Below are 15,673 nucleotides of genomic sequence, written 5' to 3'. Positions count from 1 at the left end.
TATACTTCAAAGAAAAAACCCTGCAGGATTTAATTCCAGCAAGGATTACCGTCGATAGAAAAGTTGGATGTTCAGGGAGTTTGCGAGATTTTTTAATGCATAAGGACCAAAAAAAAGTGTTTCATTGGTGGATTTATTTATACTGAGGATGGTTTCTCCCACGATGGAAGTAGCCGTACGGAAGGCTAGTATATCATCAAAATACTCAATTTTCATGGCTAAACCGGCATCTGAAGCCGAGTGAAGCAGATTAAGAACAACCGGAAGATCATCAGGATGGACATATGTTTTTCCGGCGTTATGGAGAAGGGATATGTTAACATTAGGTTTTTCTTTATTCATACATTTTCCTTTCATGGAATCTGTTCTATACTAAGTATACTGGTACATTGGATATTTAAATAGTATGTACTTTTTTGATAGGTAGTTACTTTTAAGATACCATGGACCACTAATTGATCAGGGGGATTGGATTCATGAGGGAAAGAAAAAAGCAGTATTTTCACCCAATAGAAGTAACGTTGGATGTGGTCTGCGGTAAGTGGAAGGGTGTAATCCTTTGTCTGCTTCAGGAAAAGGATTACCGTTTTGGGGAGTTGAAGGACCAGCTTTATTCTGTTACTCCAAAGGTTTTGACGCAGCAGCTTCGGGAACTGGAGGAAGATGGTCTTATTAAGCGGACAGTATACGCTCAAGTGCCTCCCAAAGTGGTCTATTCGCTTACGCCGTACGGAAAGGATCTTGAAGGTACATTGCGCATGATGGAGAAGTGGGGACAGGCTCACCAGGAAAAAGTTGGGGTTAATTTCAATGAAGAAGTAAGCGAAGCGGAGCTGTCTTAAAGAAGCAGATCAATTCCTTGGCTCGGCACAGGTTGCCAAATACCCTTTAAATGAAATAGGAGGGACCTGAATGAACATAAAAGAAGTGATCCTCCGCACGGATCGCCTCAAGGATCAAAAATACTTTTACCATGAAGTCCTGGGTTTGCCTTTGTTAAAGAGCAGCTTACCCGGTTCGTTAAGTTTTGGAGCAGGTGATTCGGTGCTCACTTTTCTTGAAGGCGCAGAGGAATCGTATTACCATTTTGCGTTCACTGTACCTGATAACCGGTTTTCACAGGCAAAAGAATGGGCAAGCAGTCTAGTACCTTTAAATCCAGTCGAAGATAAAGATGAAATATATTTTGCCAATTGGGATGCGCATGCCTGTTATTTTTACGATCCGGCAGGCAACATTGTCGAGCTGATTGCCCGGCATTCTTTGAATAACGGCACCCAGCATCCCTTTACAAGCCGGGATATTCTGAACATCAGCGAAATCGGTATGCCGGTGAACGATGTAAAAGCAGCAGCAGAATATTTACAAAAGGAATTAAACCTGGACATCTACCATAATGACAGTGCAACATTTGCCCCGCTTGGGGATGCAGACGGATTGCTGATCCTGTCAGACAAAAAAAGAAATTGGCTCGGCTCCGGAAAGAAAGCAAACATATACCCTGTGGATATCATTTTGGGAGACGGCAAGACGAAAACAAGCCTTGATGGCTATCCATATACTTTGAGGAGCTGAAAGAAGGCCAGGGCTGTTCAGAAAGTCAGTAACGCTGACTTCTGACAGCTCCTTTTTCATTTGGAGTTACGTCCTCTTATTCCTGGAAAGGAAAGTAATACTTTCAAGAGCTTCAAAGACACTTGTTAAAAAACCCGTTTTTTTATTCCACGATTCCGCCCTGAGTGACTTCAATATTCGCTTTAACCTGAACAGGAATGTCAGGGTACTTTTGATTCCAGTCTTTAAAATTGAAACGTCTCCCCCTGCTTCTTGCCCTGTCTCCTAAACCGAGGGGGTCAATTCCCTTTTGCTGAAATCGTTTGACCATCTTCTCTGCATCGTGCTCCGTTTGTTTTTTGATGGTCTTTTCGATCATTTCAATCGTTTTTGCCTGGTACAGCGGGGTGCCTGCCGCGTCATTCACCTTACCCGTCACATCTACCGTGATATTGATTTTAGGGTTTGTATTCGGACTGTAGATGTCATAGTTGACATGCGAAGACAAATTTTCAAGCGTCAGGTAGTTGTTTTTTCCGAGTTTGAATTCATGGGACCCTTGCCGGAAGCTTTGATACATCAGTTTAAAAATAAAGGAATTATCAAAGCTGATATGGTCCACATACTTGGAATGATCAAACAGGGCAACACCTGTAATGCGGATATGGCCATGCTTCTCTTCAAGGAGCGGCATAAACGGATCGCTGCCTTTTCCATAATAGCTGTAATTAAAATGATGGAAGTTGGCCCTTGGGAAAGTCAGCTCCATATTTTGCTCAATCATCAGCTTCAGGTAAGCAGGCACAATCTCACCGACTGGATACTCTTTTGACAGCATTTCCTGTGTTTTCCCTTTGGCTACAGCCAGGTAGATGTTCCTCCCCACGGAAGGGTCCCGTTGCAGGGAATCGATGATCTTGGTAATTCCGCGGCGCGCAAGTTCTTCATTAAATATGATGACAGACACCCTTCCGGAGGCGAATGGCCGTGGGGATTCTGCCTGCAGGACCTGACGGATATTCTTGCTCGTATGGGATTTGGCAGAATAGGTGGTGCTTGATAAGACTGCCTGATCGCTTCCGCCTTCAGTAGTAGGTACAGAGACGGTCGCCCGGATTGTACTTTCATCTACATAATCATAGCCGACTACACCGACAAGCTGGATGTCTTCGAGCACTTGTTTTTGAGGAGTGCATCCTGTCAGGAACAGCAATACAGCAACAGCAGCCAATTTTGTATTAGGCATCTTTTTTTCTCCTCCTTACTTTCATTACCATCCAATGCAGTACAAATAATAGAGGAATGTAAAAGTAGATAAAATAGTACCCGGCTCTGGAAACCATACTGTTTAATAAATCTATTTGCTGGCGGTCTTTGAAGAGGACGGTTCCGGCAAAAATCAGGATCAGCACAGGAATGAGTGTATGCTTTTGTTTGAGGGAGTAAATGCGTTTGAACCCTCTTGTCACACACCAAACCGCGATACAGATATTGGGAAGAACAACAAACAGCCAGATAGAGATCCCGATGTACTCGAACCGCTCAACAAAAGGAAATTCAACAATCTTCCAGAGGGTAAGCGTCGCCCAGATCGTATGCTTTAACTGGCCCTGGCTGTAATAAGCAAACGATTCAACCGCAGTGATGGTATACAGCAAAATACTGAAGAAAACACCCCATTGTGACCATTTCTCCGATTTTTCCGGATGTTTGATAAAGGGATAGTACAGCAGGAGCATTTCAAAGCCTAAGTAGTTTAATGTCATCGTTTTTGTTGCCACAAAAAAGTCGGTTACAGAATGGTCGAAAAGAGGCAGGATGTTATAAATATGAGAATCTTTAACGGCAAAGTATTTTAAAAAGATAAGGGGGGTTCCAAGAAGCAGGCTGAAGAAGGCCAGAGCTGTAACGATCCGGAAACCGCCGCTGACAAAGTAATAAACCACACAAAGTAAAATCAGGGAGATTCCCCATGTATTGATATGAGGGAACATCCACACCTGGATAACTTCAATGTACGTTCTTAGGACGGTAAGGGCCAGAAAGCCTGAATAGATCGTGAATAACGTGCTAAACAGCCCGCCGATGGCTTTTCCCGCGATGTCTTCATGAACAGCCACAAGGTCACCATCACTGTTTTTAAGCATGCGATAGCTCATCCACACAAGAAGGTGGATAAGAATTCCACCGGTAATGACCGCCATCCACGCATCATGACCCGCCGATTTGGCAATATAGCGCTGAAAACCCAGCACACCTACTCCAACCTGCATGGTATGAATCAGGTAAAACGCAAAATAAGGGGAAACTAATCTATTTTCTTTTGGCTGAAGATTCATGGTCCCACCCTCTTTTGGTTTGGTCGTAAAATGGTTTATTCTTCAATGTCATTTTTCTCTATGCCGCGTTTGTAGTTGAAACGTGCCGGATCCGCCGGCCGCATCTGCATCGGACGAAGGTTTTGGCGATTAAATGGCAGCCGGAATAACGCATCCTTTAAATCGGTCACCCGCAAAGGAAACAGCGGAGCGAGATAAGGACGCCCGAGTGATGTGAGGCGCAGCATATGTCCCAAAACAAAGGAAGAACATATGGCCACGCCAAGCAACCCCCAAAATTGCGCGAAAACCAAAAAAGGAAAACGAATCAACCGAATTGTATTACTCATCTGATAAACGGGGGTCGTAAACGATGCGAGGGCAGCGAGCGCTACAATTATTAGCAGTACATTGCTCGTTAATCCGGCTTGTACCGCTGCTGTTCCGATTACAATACCTCCGACAATCCCGATTGTCTGCCCGACCTTTGAAGGCAGCCGGGCACCAGCTTCCCGTAACAGTTCGATTGACAATTCGAGAATGACGGCTTCTACGATGGGAGGAAAGGGGATGCCTGAACGTGAAGCGATCAATGTACCCAGGAGGTCGGTCGGTATCATTTCATAATGAAAGGTCAGCACAGCAACATAAAGGGGTGTGGAAAGAACGGAAAAGAATACCCCAAAAAGGCGAATCAGCCGGAAAACAGAAGCAATATGCCAGGATAGAAAATAGTCTTCAAATGCAGAGAAGAACTCTATCAGCGTTGTAGGGCCAGTAAGTGCACTTGGAGAACCATCAACCAGGACCGCTACTTTTCCTTCAGACAATACGGCGGCTACCCGGTCGGGGCGTTCCGTATTAATAAGCTGGGGAAACGGTGAGTACTGGTTGTCTGAAATCATTTGTAGAATATATGTACTGTCCAGAATATGGTCATATTCAATATCGCTAATCCGTTGTTTCAAGGTATTCACGTTTTCCATATTCACAATACCTTCAATATAAAGAAAGACGACCCGTGTTTTTGACAGCTTACCCACCGTTACTTCTTTTACATGAAGCTCAGGTATCGGCAATCTTTTCCGAACCATGTTGATATTAACTTCAAGCGATTCAACAAACGCTTCTTTTGGTCCTACCACACTGAATTCGGTTTCGGGCACAGAAATTTGCCGTTTTTCTGCCGTAGCTGCAGGAATCAGCAGGCAATTACTTTTTTCCGGCCGGGATTGGACAAGCACTGATCCTGTCAGCAAGCTGTCCATAATCGTCTGGACATCGCTGGTATGTTCAATGTTTTCAACAGGAATTTCCTGAGAAAGCTCTGTTAAGGATAAGGAAGAAAAGCTGGTCAAATAGGGGATAAGATCCTTATGCACAAGGTCAGGGTTTACCATGCTTTTATAATAAGAAATCGTAAATGGATGCTTATCACTTTTGGTAAACGAAACAAAATCCTTTGAAGCCTTGCATTTTTCCATGAGCTGCTCGAAGGTAAGCTGGGTTTTAGCTTGCCCGGAAGACTGGTTTTGTGAACGTTCCTGTTTTTTTTGTCGCCGTTTTCCGAACATAATAAACTTCATTCCCTCGTTTTAAGTATGCCTATTTGTATATCATTCCAATTGTGCCGGTCTCTATTCAATCAAAAAAGAGGGTAAGTTCGTTCGCCTTTTATTATAATTGAACAGGAGAAAACATTTGGAGGGGTAGAGAATGGAGTGGAAGAACGAAAACTATATCATTTCTACGGATAAGTCCTGGCTGGATATAGGCATGATTCATGAATTTTTGTCTAAAGAGGCTTACTGGTCAAAAGGAGTTAAGATAGAACGGGTGCGGCGGGCGATTGAAAATACGCTTTGCTTTGGGGTATATGAGGTGGTGGATGGAAAGCCAGTACAAGCCGGCTTTGCCCGGATTTTAACCGATTATGTCACGACGGCTTACTTATGCGATGTGTTTATTGATAAAGGGCACAGGGGAAAAGGACTTTCCAAATGGCTCGTGCAAACGATCATTTCCTTTGAAGACCTGCAGGGTGTGCGGGGGATGCTGCTTGCCACAGAAGATGCGCATGGCCTCTACAGCCAATATGGATTTGAAGTGGTGGATCATGGGCGATATATGAAAAAGAAATTGAAAGACGAACAGCAGGACTAGTTTCCGCTGTTCGTCTTTTTAGGATAGCTTCAATATATAAAGCATTAACACAAAATGAGAGACACTGCCGCCGAGGACAAATAAATGCCAGACCGCATGGTTATAGGGGAACTTGCGCCAAACGTAGAAAAAGGCTCCAACAGTATACAAAATTCCTCCGGCAAACAGCCAGGCAAGCCCTTCTTGTGAAAGATTGAGGAGGACCCGGTTAAAAGCAAATATAATCATCCACCCCATCAGTACATATCCGATGGTGGAAAGAATGACAAAACGTTTGGTAAAAAAGATTTTGAATGCAACGCCGGCAAGGGCTATTCCCCACACAGTTCCAAACAACGACCAGCCCAGGGCTCCTTTAACAACAAGCAGGAGGATGGGAGTGTAGGAGCCTGCGATAAATAAATAGATGGCTGAATGATCCATGATCTCAAAAATATCTTTGAGTTTGCCTTCAGGAAAGCTGTGCACAAGCGTGGATGCTGTATACAAAAGAAGCATCGTAACGCCGAAAATGGCAAAACAGGCGATGGCAAGAGGTGTTCCCTGCGCACTGGCAAATACGATAAGAAGGATCAGCGCGACAATGCTGAAGACCGCTCCGATTCCGTGAGTGACCGCATTAATGATTTCTTCACGTTTTGTATAGGTAAAAGCCTCCATTACTTCACTTCCTTTAATCCGCACTAAAATGATGTTTCAATCATTCTAACATAGAAAAAGAGCTCAAGTGAATTTGAGCTCTTTGCTTTATTGCATCATTTCACCGGCCTGGTGTTTGGCAGGCAGTACTTTCCCTGTCGATTTCCGATTCGTTCTTTCTTTTATTTCAAGACGTCTTGCCACCAAAGACAATGAATAGTTAACAAGAAAATAAATCACGGCAATAAGCAGGAAAGTGGGAATGACATAATTCACATTCTTTCCATTTACAATCTGAGCGTTGTGCAAAAGCTCTGGCAATGAAATCACAACGGCCAGTGACGTATCCTTCAACAAGGATATAAACTGGCTGACGATCGGAGGAACCATCCGGCGCAGAGCTTGCGGAAGAATAATATGCTGCATGGTCTGCATATATGTGAGACCCGATGACCGTGCGGCTTCAATCTGGCCTTTTTCAATGGAGTTCAGTCCGCTGCGAACAATTTCGGAAAGCATGGCGGATTCAAAAATGATGAGTGCTGTGATGGCTGCCATGGTTACACTTAATTTAATTCCGACTTCAGGAAGGGCGAAAAAGGTGAAAAAGATAATCAGCAAAAGAGGCAGGTTTCTGATCACTTCCACACAGAGGGCCACGATCCCTGAAAGAACAGGAATCTTTGCATAACGCAGGATGCCAAGGATGCTTCCAATCAGAAAGCTGAAGATAATAGCGATAAAAGCGACCAGAAGTGTTGTTCCCAGTCCTTTCAACAAAAAGAGCAGATTCCCTAAGGAATAAGCACCGATAAAATCCATAGAGATCTCCCCCTTATCCGGTTACAGCCAGGCGCCGTTCAAGGTATCCGACGAACAAGCTGAGCGGTATCGTTAATATGAGATAGAAAAGGGCAACGAAGATATAGACGTCAAACACGACATAAGTGGCAGATGAAATGGAGTCGCCAAAATACATAAGATCCAATCCGGCCACAACTCCCAGGATGGATGAATTCTTTACAAGATTAATAAATTGATTGCCCAGGGGCGGGATAACAATTTTAATGGCCTGCGGTAAAATGATGTACCTCATGGTCTGAATATAAGTGAGCCCTGATGACCGGCCGGCTTCCATCTGCCCCTTGTCCACCGACAGGATGCCTGCCCGGATGGCTTCAGCAATAAAGGCCGCTGTATAAATGGAAAGAGCGATCGTCCCTGCCTGAAAACCGGAAAGCTCCATTCCAAGGCTCGGCAATCCATAGTAAAAAATAAACAGAATGAGAATAAGGGGGATATTCCGAATAAATTCTACAAACGCTGTCCCTGCTAACTGAAGAACTTTCATAGGGGAAATTCGCATCACCGCAATGATTACACCCAGAATAAAACTCAGAATTAAAGCCAGGAGGCTGACTTTCAATGTATTCAAGAATCCTTCCAAATACGTGTCAATATTGTTTGTCAGAATCGAAAAATCAAGCATGTTTTCCCTCCTTTATGAAGAAGAGATGGACAGAAGCGTCCATCTATCTTCAGGGTTCTTTATTGTTCTTTAATCCATTTGCTTTTAATTTTGTCATAATCCCCATTGTCCTGAATTTCCTTGATGAAGGTATTTACATATTTAGTGAATTTATTATCGCCTTTTTTCAGGGCAATTCCATAAGGCTCATCGGTAAATGGCTCACCTACAAGCGTATAATTTGAATCCTGGTCCGCCATGCCGTACAGGATGGAGTTGTCGGTGGTCAATGCCTCACCTTTCCCTGCTTTCAGTGCGGTGAAGGCTTCTGCATAATTTTCAAATTCGAGTACCTGAGCATCTGGAGCTTTGTCTTTAATGTTCTGAACAGAAGTCGAGCCTTTTACGGCAAGTACTTTTGTTCCTTTTTTGATATCATCGATGCCTTTGATTTTGCTTCCTTTTTTGACCAGAAGAGACTGGCCGGCTTTAAAATAGACATCGGAGAAATTCACTTCTTTTTTACGGTCAGGAGTGATGGTCATGGTTGCAATGATGGCATCAATATCTCCGTTTTTAAGCATTTGCACCCGCGTCTTTGAAGTGACTTCCTTAAGCTCCAATTTTTTCTCATCACCAAAAATCTTTTTCGCAAGAGCTTTGGCGATATCAATATCAAAGCCTTCCACTTTGCCGCTGGACGGGTCTTTGTAGCCGAACAGGTTGGTATCATATTTGACGCCCACTACCAGTTTCCCTCGTTTTTTTATGACGGAAAGCGTATCCTTGGATTCTTTTCCACCTGTTTTCTCAGCACTGCCGCATGCGGAAAGCATGCTGATGATCAGAACCAGAATAAGTGCAATCAGCCAATTTTTCTTCGTTTTCAAATGATTCAGCTCCTTTAATGGTTTAGTACTCTGCTTAAAAATAAGCGGGCACGGTCTTCCTTGGGGTTGGAAAAGAAGGCGGCAGGCTCACTTTCTTCAAGAATCCGGCCATGGTCCATAAACACGACGCGGTTCGCCACTTCATGGGCAAAACCCATCTCATGCGTAACAACAACCATCGTCATGCCATCTTTCGCAAGTGTTTTCATCACATCGAGTACCTCGCCGATCATCTCGGGATCAAGAGCAGAGGTTGGTTCATCAAAAAGCATGATATGGGGCTTCAAGGCAAGTCCTCTGGCAATGGCTACACGCTGCTGCTGGCCGCCGGAAAGCTGGGAAGGGTAGGAATCTGCCTTGTCAGGAATTCCTACCTTATTTAAATAGAACATGGCGGTTTCATTTGCTTCTGCAGTGGAAATACCAAGAGCTTTTCTTGGAGCGAGAGTAATATTTTCAAGTACAGTCATATGAGGATATAAATTAAAATGCTGAAACACCATGCCGATTTCTTTACGAAGGTCATTAATGTTAGTATCTTTGCTGTTTAACAATTTTTTGTTAACCATGAGTTCACCATCCGTAATGGTCTCAAGACGGTTGATGCAGCGGAGCAGGGTGCTTTTCCCCGAGCCTGACGGACCAACGACAACAACAACTTCTCCTTCTTTAATTTCTAGGTTAATATCGGTGAGAACCTGGAAATCGCCGAAATGCTTGTTCACATGCTTAAAAGAAATCAATCCAATCCCCCTTTTTATGTATTAAAACTCAGGTAGTTGTATTCCTGGAGTTTTTCCTGTTTGTTTTCCTGAATCTTTTGAAAACATAATTTCGACCAACTGTTACAAAATTCCTTTTTTTCCTTTTTATAATTTTTGAAAGCAGGCTTGAGGAAGAGGGGATGGGGAGGGAAAAGAGCACACAAAAAAACTGGCCCCTTTGATTGGGACCAGTTTTAAATGCTTATACTGCCTTGATTTCTACGTCAATATTTCCGCGTGTTGCCTTGGAATACGGACAAACCTGATGAGCTTCATCTGCCAGCTTCTGTACATTGGCCTGCTCCTGTCCCGGTATAGCGACCTCAAGGACAACCGCCAGTTTGAATCCGCCATTGGGCTGATCTTTGCCTATCGTTACATTGGCTGTTACCTTACTGTCGGAAACATCCACTTTTTGTTTTTGGGCCACAAGCTGAAGGGCGCTTTGATAACACGCCGCATAACCGCAGGCAAAAAGCTGTTCCGGATTGGTTCCTTCTCCTCCTGAGCCCTGCAGTTCTTTTGGCATACTGAGTTTAAGGTCGAGTTTGCCGTCCTCGCTGGAAACATTGCCTTCACGTCCACCTTGTGCTGTTGCTTTCGCTGTATATAAACCTTGTTCCATTCTTCATCACTCCTTGTAGTGGTGGCATCAAACTGCCCCGAATTGTTCTACACACCTAAACATTATCTTTTTCCTGTCTTTTTAAACCTCTAATTTGAAAGCACCGCTTGGGGGTGAGGAAGTTTATGAATTATTAATTTGGGAAAATATGAATTAAACAACTGTTGGAGGGAAAGGCATGGAAATTAATGAACATATACGAAGCTTAATGGAAAATCCCGAAAAAGAATTTGAATTTCTTCAGGAAACCAACTTGCCCGGTGCGAAAAATGATCTTGTACGGATCCGGTATGTTCCACAGGGAGATAATGGTTTTTTTCAGGCCACCTTTTTCGATGAGGAAAGAGAAATTGTCGGATCAAGAGTATTTGACGAAGTAGAAGATGTGGCCATTTTTATCGAGAAAAATAAAATCTGACTATAGTAGTCAGCAAAGTATAGGTTCAAACCTGTTTAAACAGGTTTAATTGGTTGTGAATAAAGGGAAATGTGTTTAAAAGATGATGAGGAGGGGATTTGTGCGATGGATGAAAGGAAATTACCATTTTACGTTAATCCAAAAGGTGACATAAATACTGTTCCTGCCGATGAAAGCATACATCTGTTTGAGGTCCACGCAAATGAAGGAGAAATCGAACAGCTGCGCGGACTCTTTGAAAAGCTGCATGAACATAACAAAAAGGAAGGCAAAGATTTATTTTCTTCGAGCACGCATTTTGATGAATTTAACAGCGACCTCGACCGAAGACAAGATAATGAGCTCATGTTTGAGATTTACCGGCAGATTTATATGCTTGGTACGGAAAAAACGAAGGCAGAAGTGGAAGAAATGGGAGTTATTCCAAAGCTGAATGAATTGAGATAAACGTTCATCTTGCTGAGATGAACGTTTTTTATACAAAATTTACTATTTTTTTCGGGTAATACCCCTTATAATATAAGAATGATTCGAAGACTATGAGCAAAATATCTTTCTATGTGTTTACAGTAGTTTTTCATGGGGTATTTCATACATTTATTCATCACTATACACAAAATGGGGTAAGGGAAGAGTAATATGAAAACGGTTAAACAAGAAGATATTCAACATTGGGTCGAAAACCATCTGGCGGATTATAAAAATTTTACTCCTTATCTATTTACACAGGAGTATATTCATTTCTTTTGTGAATCCAGGCAAAATGAAAAGGAATTTGAAATAAAGTATGATAAAAGCGGCCAGAAACTGTATATGCGTTATCTGGAACCTTCTGAAATTGAAGACGACTGGGTATGTGTCGGAAATGTATGCATTTAATATGAAGGGATCAACAACATGAAAATCAATGGCATTCGAAGGGTGGATCAACTGTACAACACCACTGGAGTTTCAAAGCCATCTGCAAAAAAGAAAGCAGGCGAAATTTCAAATGAACGCCTGGCAAAGGTAGAGGAACTTAAACAGAAAATTAACGCTGGGGAGTACAAAATCGATCCGGAGAAAATTGCGGCCAAGATTACATCCTATTATCAGCGATAAAACAAATGAAGAACAAAAACAGATTGGCAGAGAGCTAGTCTGTTTTTTTTTCGTTTTCCTCCCCCTTTTGTTTTAAAACAAGGAAAGCTTTTCGAATGACAGGAGGCAGGGGGATGTTTGTCCGGCCTGCGTTTTCGATAATGGACAGCAACTCATTGGATAAATAAAAGAAGATAGTGGCATCACGGATGTAATGGCCGCCAAAAAGAGCATCGAGTGAATGGGCAACAGCTACGATGCAAAATATTGCGATTTTCTTTAAAATACCTTTGAACCCTATTGAACTTGAAAGCTTTCCTTCATAAGCAGAAGCGATAATCCCTGTCAGATAATCAAGTATAGCCAAAATTACAAGAGCATTGATCAAAGGGGACATCGGACCGAAGAAATAACCTGCATAGGCGCCTGCCAGTGCAGAGCAGCATTTAAACAGCATTTGAACTCTATTCATGTAGAAACACCTCATAGTTTTCAAAATAAAAATCTAGTATTGACTATTAGATTATGATAGAGCCTGCTGATTGGTTCCTGTATTGATAGATGCGGCAAATAGCAACATTTTCAACGTTTAGTTAGCAGCAAGCCAGGGTAGGGTTAGGTTATTGAAGAGTTAATATAATATTTAAAAAATTTTTAAAAATTAAAGAAAAGACACGCACATTTCTGTTACAATGAAGAAAATCTTTAAATGAGAAAATCTTTATAGGAGGTTTTATTGTGAACAAAATTACTCTTGGTCTCCCTCCACATTGTCACAAAGTTTCTTTTGACGGAAAGGTTTTTAAAATTAAAGGATTTAATAATGAAAAAATGGTCGTTCCGGTTGCTGGTACGGAAAGTGCAGAAGTAAGACATGTCAATGAGGAAACCGGGATGTTAAATATAGTCGGCAAAGATAAGGTTTGGGTTTCGATGGAAATGCCCATACGTTTTTGCGAAATTGGTAAGGGCTGGCTCCTTGATAAACTGCCAAAACGAAAAAGAAATAAATAATTAAAAGGACCCATGATTCGTCTTCCCGGGAAGACAGATCATGGGTTTTGTTTATTTAGGTGTCCCGCTTTACCCGATGCTCTTCTAATTTGCCGGTACAGGCATACATATTAACGAAGAGGACGGGCGGAGCTGGAGGAGATCATGCAAAAACGAAAAAAACAAGCGGTTCAAATCGGCGCTACCTATATCGGTACAATCGTAGGAGCGGGTTTCGCAACAGGGAGAGAGATTGTTGAATTCTTTACTATACATGGTTCGGCTGGCTTTGCCGGCATTCTGATCAGCGGTTTTTTATTTATCTTTTTAGGGACGAAAATTATGCTCCTTGCCCGAAAGATTGGCGCGGAAACATATGAAACATTAAACACATATCTTTTTGGAGAAAAGTTTGCCTCAGGGATCAATTTGCTTTTATTTGTGATGCTTTTTGGCGTAACAGCCGTTATGCTGTCTGGTACTGGGGCTTTGTTTACGGAGCAGCTTCATATGCCGTTTCATGCCGGTATACTGCTCACCGTTTTATTGTGTTTTATCGTAATGCAGCGAGGGATGGAAGGCATTTTATGGACAAATTCTGTTATTGTGCCTATTATGATTCTTTTTTCCATTATCCTGTCCGTATCCATGCTGTTTTCACCGATTGAAGTTCCTCTGATCCAATCAGAGGACTTTACGGGAAACTGGAGATGGCTTTTGAGTCCTTTTACTTATGCTGCGTTTAATTTGACGCTGGCTCAAGCGGTTCTCGTTCCGCTTAGCAGGGAAGCGGAGGATGAATCAGTTATCCGGTGGGGCGGTTTTTTAGGAGGGCTTGGGCTGACTTTTATTCTGTTAAACAGCCATTTCGCCCTTTATCTGGTGCCTCAATCGGTTCAATATGAAATTCCTGTTGCCGAGATCATCAGCCGGCTCGGAATATTTGTTCATTTGCTGTTTTTGCTCGTTGTCTATGGTGAAATATTTACTACACTGATTGGGAACCTGTTCGGACTCATCGCTCCATTAAAAAAATCAATCAAGCTTTCGGCCAATTTCATTTTGCTGCTTTTAATGGGTGGCGGGTATCTGATCAGTTTGTTTGGCTATTCTTCACTTCTTCATTATCTTTATCCGCTTTTCGGCCTGGTGGGGCTTGCTTATATGCTGGTAATATCTCTGAAAAAAGGATTTTAAATAAAGTGATTTTTTAGAATAGAATTACTATTTTAGGTTGTAGTGACAGGAGTTACACGCTGTGATACAGTTTTAAAAAGAGAAAGTCCTTCTTGAGTAGACAATAATAGTTTGGGAGTGGACAGCAGCGTGAATACAGAAGCAGATCTTAAAAAGGACATCGGTCTTTCAGTGGCGATGTCTATTGTTATTGGTACAGTAATTGGTTCCGGTATCTTCATGAAACCCGGAAAAGTAATTGAATATGCAGGGGGGTCAAGCATGGCGCTCCTTGCCTGGCTGCTCGGTGGCCTTATCACGCTGGCAGGCGGCCTTACCATTGCCGAAGTTGCGACACAGATTCCAAAAACAGGCGGACTGTATGTATATTTGGAAGAGGTATATGGAAAAGTATGGGGCTATCTCAGCGGCTGGATGCAAACTGTTATTTATGGTCCTGCCATCATAGGAGGACTCGGTCTTTATTTTGGCTCCTTGCTCGCCCATTTGTTCGGCTGGAACGATAAAACGGGCCCGTGGATTGGGATTTTTACGGTTGTTTTTCTTGCTGTGGTGAACAGCTTTGGAACGAAATATGGGGGCATCGTTCAAAATGTCGCCACCGTGGGAAAATTGCTTCCGATTGTATTAATCGTTGTCTTTGGAATTTGGAAAGGAAATGAACAGGTTTTGAATGCAGGAAGCGGCTTTACTGGAGAGATCAGCATGGGAGCGGCCATTCTTGCAACCTTGTTTGCTTATGACGGCTGGCTGATGGTCGGGTTTGTGGCTGGGGAAATGAAAAACCCTGCGAAAATACTGCCGAAGGCGATCATCGGCGGGATTCTTTTTGTAACGGTAGCCTATTTACTGGTGAATGTGGCCATGCTTCATATTCTGCCGGCAAGCCGTATCGTTGAATTGGGGGAAAATTCAGCTGGAACCGCTGCCTCCCTATTGTTTGGGGAAATGGGCGGCAAATTGATTGCCATCGGTATTGCTGTTTCTATTTTCGGGTGTTTGAACGGAAAGATCCTGACGTTCCCGCGTGTAACTTACGCAATGGCTCTTCGCAAGCAGCTGCCTGCCTCCCGCTTTTTTGCTTCTGTTTCTGAAAAGTTTGGAACACCGATTCCGGCAACCGGGCTGCAGGTTGTGTTAGCCATCGCTCTTATGCTTGTTTCGAATCCGGATTACCTGTCCGCCATGGCCATCTTCGCGATTTATATTTTTTATATTTTTGCGTTTTATGCTCTGTTTGTTTTGAGAAAACGAAATAAAGGGAGAAAAAGGTCGTACAGTGTACCTCTGTTTCCTTTCATTCCGGGGTTTGCCATCATTGGCGCCAGCTATATCGTTATAGCCACCATTATTGATAATCCTGCAGACAGCCTCACAGCAATTGCTGTCACACTGGCTGGCCTGCCCTTGTATTGGTATCTGAACAAAAGAAACCGGATGGAAGACGAAGAACAATTGCAAAAGAAAGCTTAATAAATTCTTATCCAAAACCCTGCTGTTTTTTCAGCAGGGTTTTTCATTATGGAATAAAATACAGCCTCTCTACAGAAGATAGAAGGTAAGT

21 protein-coding genes are annotated in these 15,673 nt (G+C 42.8%); 10 read left to right on the top strand and 11 right to left on the bottom strand.

The features are described 5' to 3' along the window. Positions 1-45: 45 nt before the first annotated feature. Positions 46-342, bottom strand: a complete 297-nt coding sequence (locus tag QYB97_RS05125) for a hypothetical protein (protein WP_301164849.1) — start codon at positions 340-342, stop codon at positions 46-48. Between the two features lie 134 nt (positions 343-476). Between QYB97_RS05125 and QYB97_RS05120 the strand changes: the two genes are divergently transcribed. Further along, positions 477-842: a winged helix-turn-helix transcriptional regulator gene (locus tag QYB97_RS05120; RefSeq protein WP_301164848.1), complete on the top strand. Its 366-nt coding sequence runs from the start codon at positions 477-479 to the stop codon at positions 840-842. 70 nt (positions 843-912) lie between these two features. Continuing rightward, positions 913-1,575 (top strand): VOC family protein, encoded by a 663-nt coding sequence (locus QYB97_RS05115; RefSeq protein ID WP_301164847.1) that lies wholly within the window; start codon positions 913-915, stop codon positions 1,573-1,575. Between the two features lie 142 nt (positions 1,576-1,717). Here QYB97_RS05115 and QYB97_RS05110 read toward each other — a convergent pair whose 3' ends face one another. Genes QYB97_RS05110 through QYB97_RS05100 form a run of 3 tightly spaced genes read right to left on the bottom strand, consistent with a single transcriptional unit; the run spans position 1,718 to position 5,458 of the window. Next, complete coding sequence (locus QYB97_RS05110) at positions 1,718-2,800, bottom strand: Ger(x)C family spore germination protein (protein ID WP_301164846.1); 1,083 nt, start codon at positions 2,798-2,800, stop codon at positions 1,718-1,720. Further along, on the bottom strand, positions 2,793-3,893 hold the full coding sequence (locus QYB97_RS05105; protein ID WP_301164845.1) for a GerAB/ArcD/ProY family transporter: 1,101 nt from the start codon (positions 3,891-3,893) through the stop codon (positions 2,793-2,795). The genes QYB97_RS05110 and QYB97_RS05105 overlap by 8 nt, the downstream gene beginning before the upstream one ends. A 35-nt stretch (positions 3,894-3,928) precedes the next feature. Beyond that, positions 3,929-5,458: a spore germination protein gene (locus QYB97_RS05100; protein ID WP_301164844.1), complete on the bottom strand. Its 1,530-nt coding sequence runs from the start codon at positions 5,456-5,458 to the stop codon at positions 3,929-3,931. A 130-nt stretch (positions 5,459-5,588) separates the two neighbouring features. Here QYB97_RS05100 and QYB97_RS05095 point away from each other — a divergent pair, with 130 nt between their 5' ends. Beyond that, positions 5,589-6,035 (top strand): GNAT family N-acetyltransferase, encoded by a 447-nt coding sequence (locus QYB97_RS05095; protein WP_301164843.1) that lies wholly within the window; start codon positions 5,589-5,591, stop codon positions 6,033-6,035. Between the two features lie 18 nt (positions 6,036-6,053). Here the strand turns inward: QYB97_RS05095 and trhA are convergent, their stop codons facing one another. From trhA to QYB97_RS05065, 6 genes are all read right to left on the bottom strand, one after another. Further along, a complete protein-coding gene (gene trhA / locus QYB97_RS05090; RefSeq protein WP_301164842.1) occupies positions 6,054-6,695 on the bottom strand; it encodes a PAQR family membrane homeostasis protein TrhA in 642 nt (213 codons plus the stop codon). Positions 6,696-6,782: 87 nt separating this feature from the next. Continuing rightward, positions 6,783-7,496 (bottom strand): amino acid ABC transporter permease, encoded by a 714-nt coding sequence (locus QYB97_RS05085; protein ID WP_301164841.1) that lies wholly within the window; start codon positions 7,494-7,496, stop codon positions 6,783-6,785. A 13-nt stretch (positions 7,497-7,509) separates the two neighbouring features. Then, the gene (locus QYB97_RS05080) at positions 7,510-8,163 is read right to left on the bottom strand and encodes an amino acid ABC transporter permease (protein ID WP_301164840.1); all 654 of its coding nucleotides are present in this window, start codon (positions 8,161-8,163) and stop codon (positions 7,510-7,512) included. A gap of 59 nt (positions 8,164-8,222) precedes the next feature. Next, positions 8,223-8,978, bottom strand: coding sequence for a glutamate ABC transporter substrate-binding protein (locus QYB97_RS05075; protein WP_301164930.1), 756 nt, complete (start codon positions 8,976-8,978; stop codon positions 8,223-8,225). 68 nt (positions 8,979-9,046) lie between these two features. Next, positions 9,047-9,775, bottom strand: coding sequence for an amino acid ABC transporter ATP-binding protein (locus tag QYB97_RS05070; protein ID WP_301164839.1), 729 nt, complete (start codon positions 9,773-9,775; stop codon positions 9,047-9,049). Between the two features lie 223 nt (positions 9,776-9,998). Beyond that, positions 9,999-10,421, bottom strand: a complete 423-nt coding sequence (locus QYB97_RS05065; RefSeq protein WP_301164838.1) for an organic hydroperoxide resistance protein — start codon at positions 10,419-10,421, stop codon at positions 9,999-10,001. A 178-nt stretch (positions 10,422-10,599) separates the two neighbouring features. Between QYB97_RS05065 and QYB97_RS05060 the strand changes: the two genes are divergently transcribed. The 4 genes from QYB97_RS05060 to flgM all read left to right on the top strand — a co-directional run bounded on the left by QYB97_RS05060 (position 10,600) and on the right by flgM (position 11,940). Beyond that, a complete protein-coding gene (locus QYB97_RS05060) occupies positions 10,600-10,839 on the top strand; it encodes a hypothetical protein (RefSeq protein ID WP_301164837.1) in 240 nt (79 codons plus the stop codon). A 105-nt stretch (positions 10,840-10,944) separates the two neighbouring features. Further along, positions 10,945-11,286, top strand: coding sequence for a hypothetical protein (locus QYB97_RS05055; RefSeq protein ID WP_301164836.1), 342 nt, complete (start codon positions 10,945-10,947; stop codon positions 11,284-11,286). A 192-nt stretch (positions 11,287-11,478) separates the two neighbouring features. Further along, positions 11,479-11,718: a hypothetical protein gene (locus QYB97_RS05050; protein ID WP_301164835.1), complete on the top strand. Its 240-nt coding sequence runs from the start codon at positions 11,479-11,481 to the stop codon at positions 11,716-11,718. Between the two features lie 18 nt (positions 11,719-11,736). After that, the gene (flgM, locus tag QYB97_RS05045; RefSeq protein ID WP_301164834.1) at positions 11,737-11,940 is read left to right on the top strand and encodes a flagellar biosynthesis anti-sigma factor FlgM; all 204 of its coding nucleotides are present in this window, start codon (positions 11,737-11,739) and stop codon (positions 11,938-11,940) included. Between the two features lie 34 nt (positions 11,941-11,974). Here the strand turns inward: flgM and QYB97_RS05040 are convergent, their stop codons facing one another. Further along, positions 11,975-12,391, bottom strand: a complete 417-nt coding sequence (locus tag QYB97_RS05040) for a phage holin family protein (protein WP_301164833.1) — start codon at positions 12,389-12,391, stop codon at positions 11,975-11,977. A 266-nt stretch (positions 12,392-12,657) separates the two neighbouring features. On the opposite strand from QYB97_RS05040, the gene QYB97_RS05035 reads away from it, so the two are divergent. The 3 genes from QYB97_RS05035 (at position 12,658) to QYB97_RS05025 (ending at position 15,582) form a co-directional block, all read left to right on the top strand. After that, positions 12,658-12,933, top strand: coding sequence for a hypothetical protein (locus QYB97_RS05035; RefSeq protein ID WP_301164832.1), 276 nt, complete (start codon positions 12,658-12,660; stop codon positions 12,931-12,933). Positions 12,934-13,077: 144 nt separating this feature from the next. Next, entirely contained in the window at positions 13,078-14,109 is a 1,032-nt protein-coding gene (locus QYB97_RS05030; RefSeq protein ID WP_301164831.1) for a YkvI family membrane protein, read from the top strand. A 129-nt stretch (positions 14,110-14,238) separates the two neighbouring features. Continuing rightward, a complete protein-coding gene (locus QYB97_RS05025; RefSeq protein ID WP_301164830.1) occupies positions 14,239-15,582 on the top strand; it encodes an APC family permease in 1,344 nt (447 codons plus the stop codon). The last annotated feature ends 91 nt before the right edge of the window (positions 15,583-15,673 follow it).

Source organism: Fictibacillus fluitans, from assembly GCF_030418125.1.
In the GTDB taxonomy this organism is placed as follows: Bacteria; Bacillota; Bacilli; order Bacillales; family Fictibacillaceae; genus Fictibacillus_C; species Fictibacillus_C fluitans.
The sequence above is the reverse complement of the archived record's forward strand: the minus strand, read 5'-3'. Positions and strand labels throughout refer to the sequence as shown.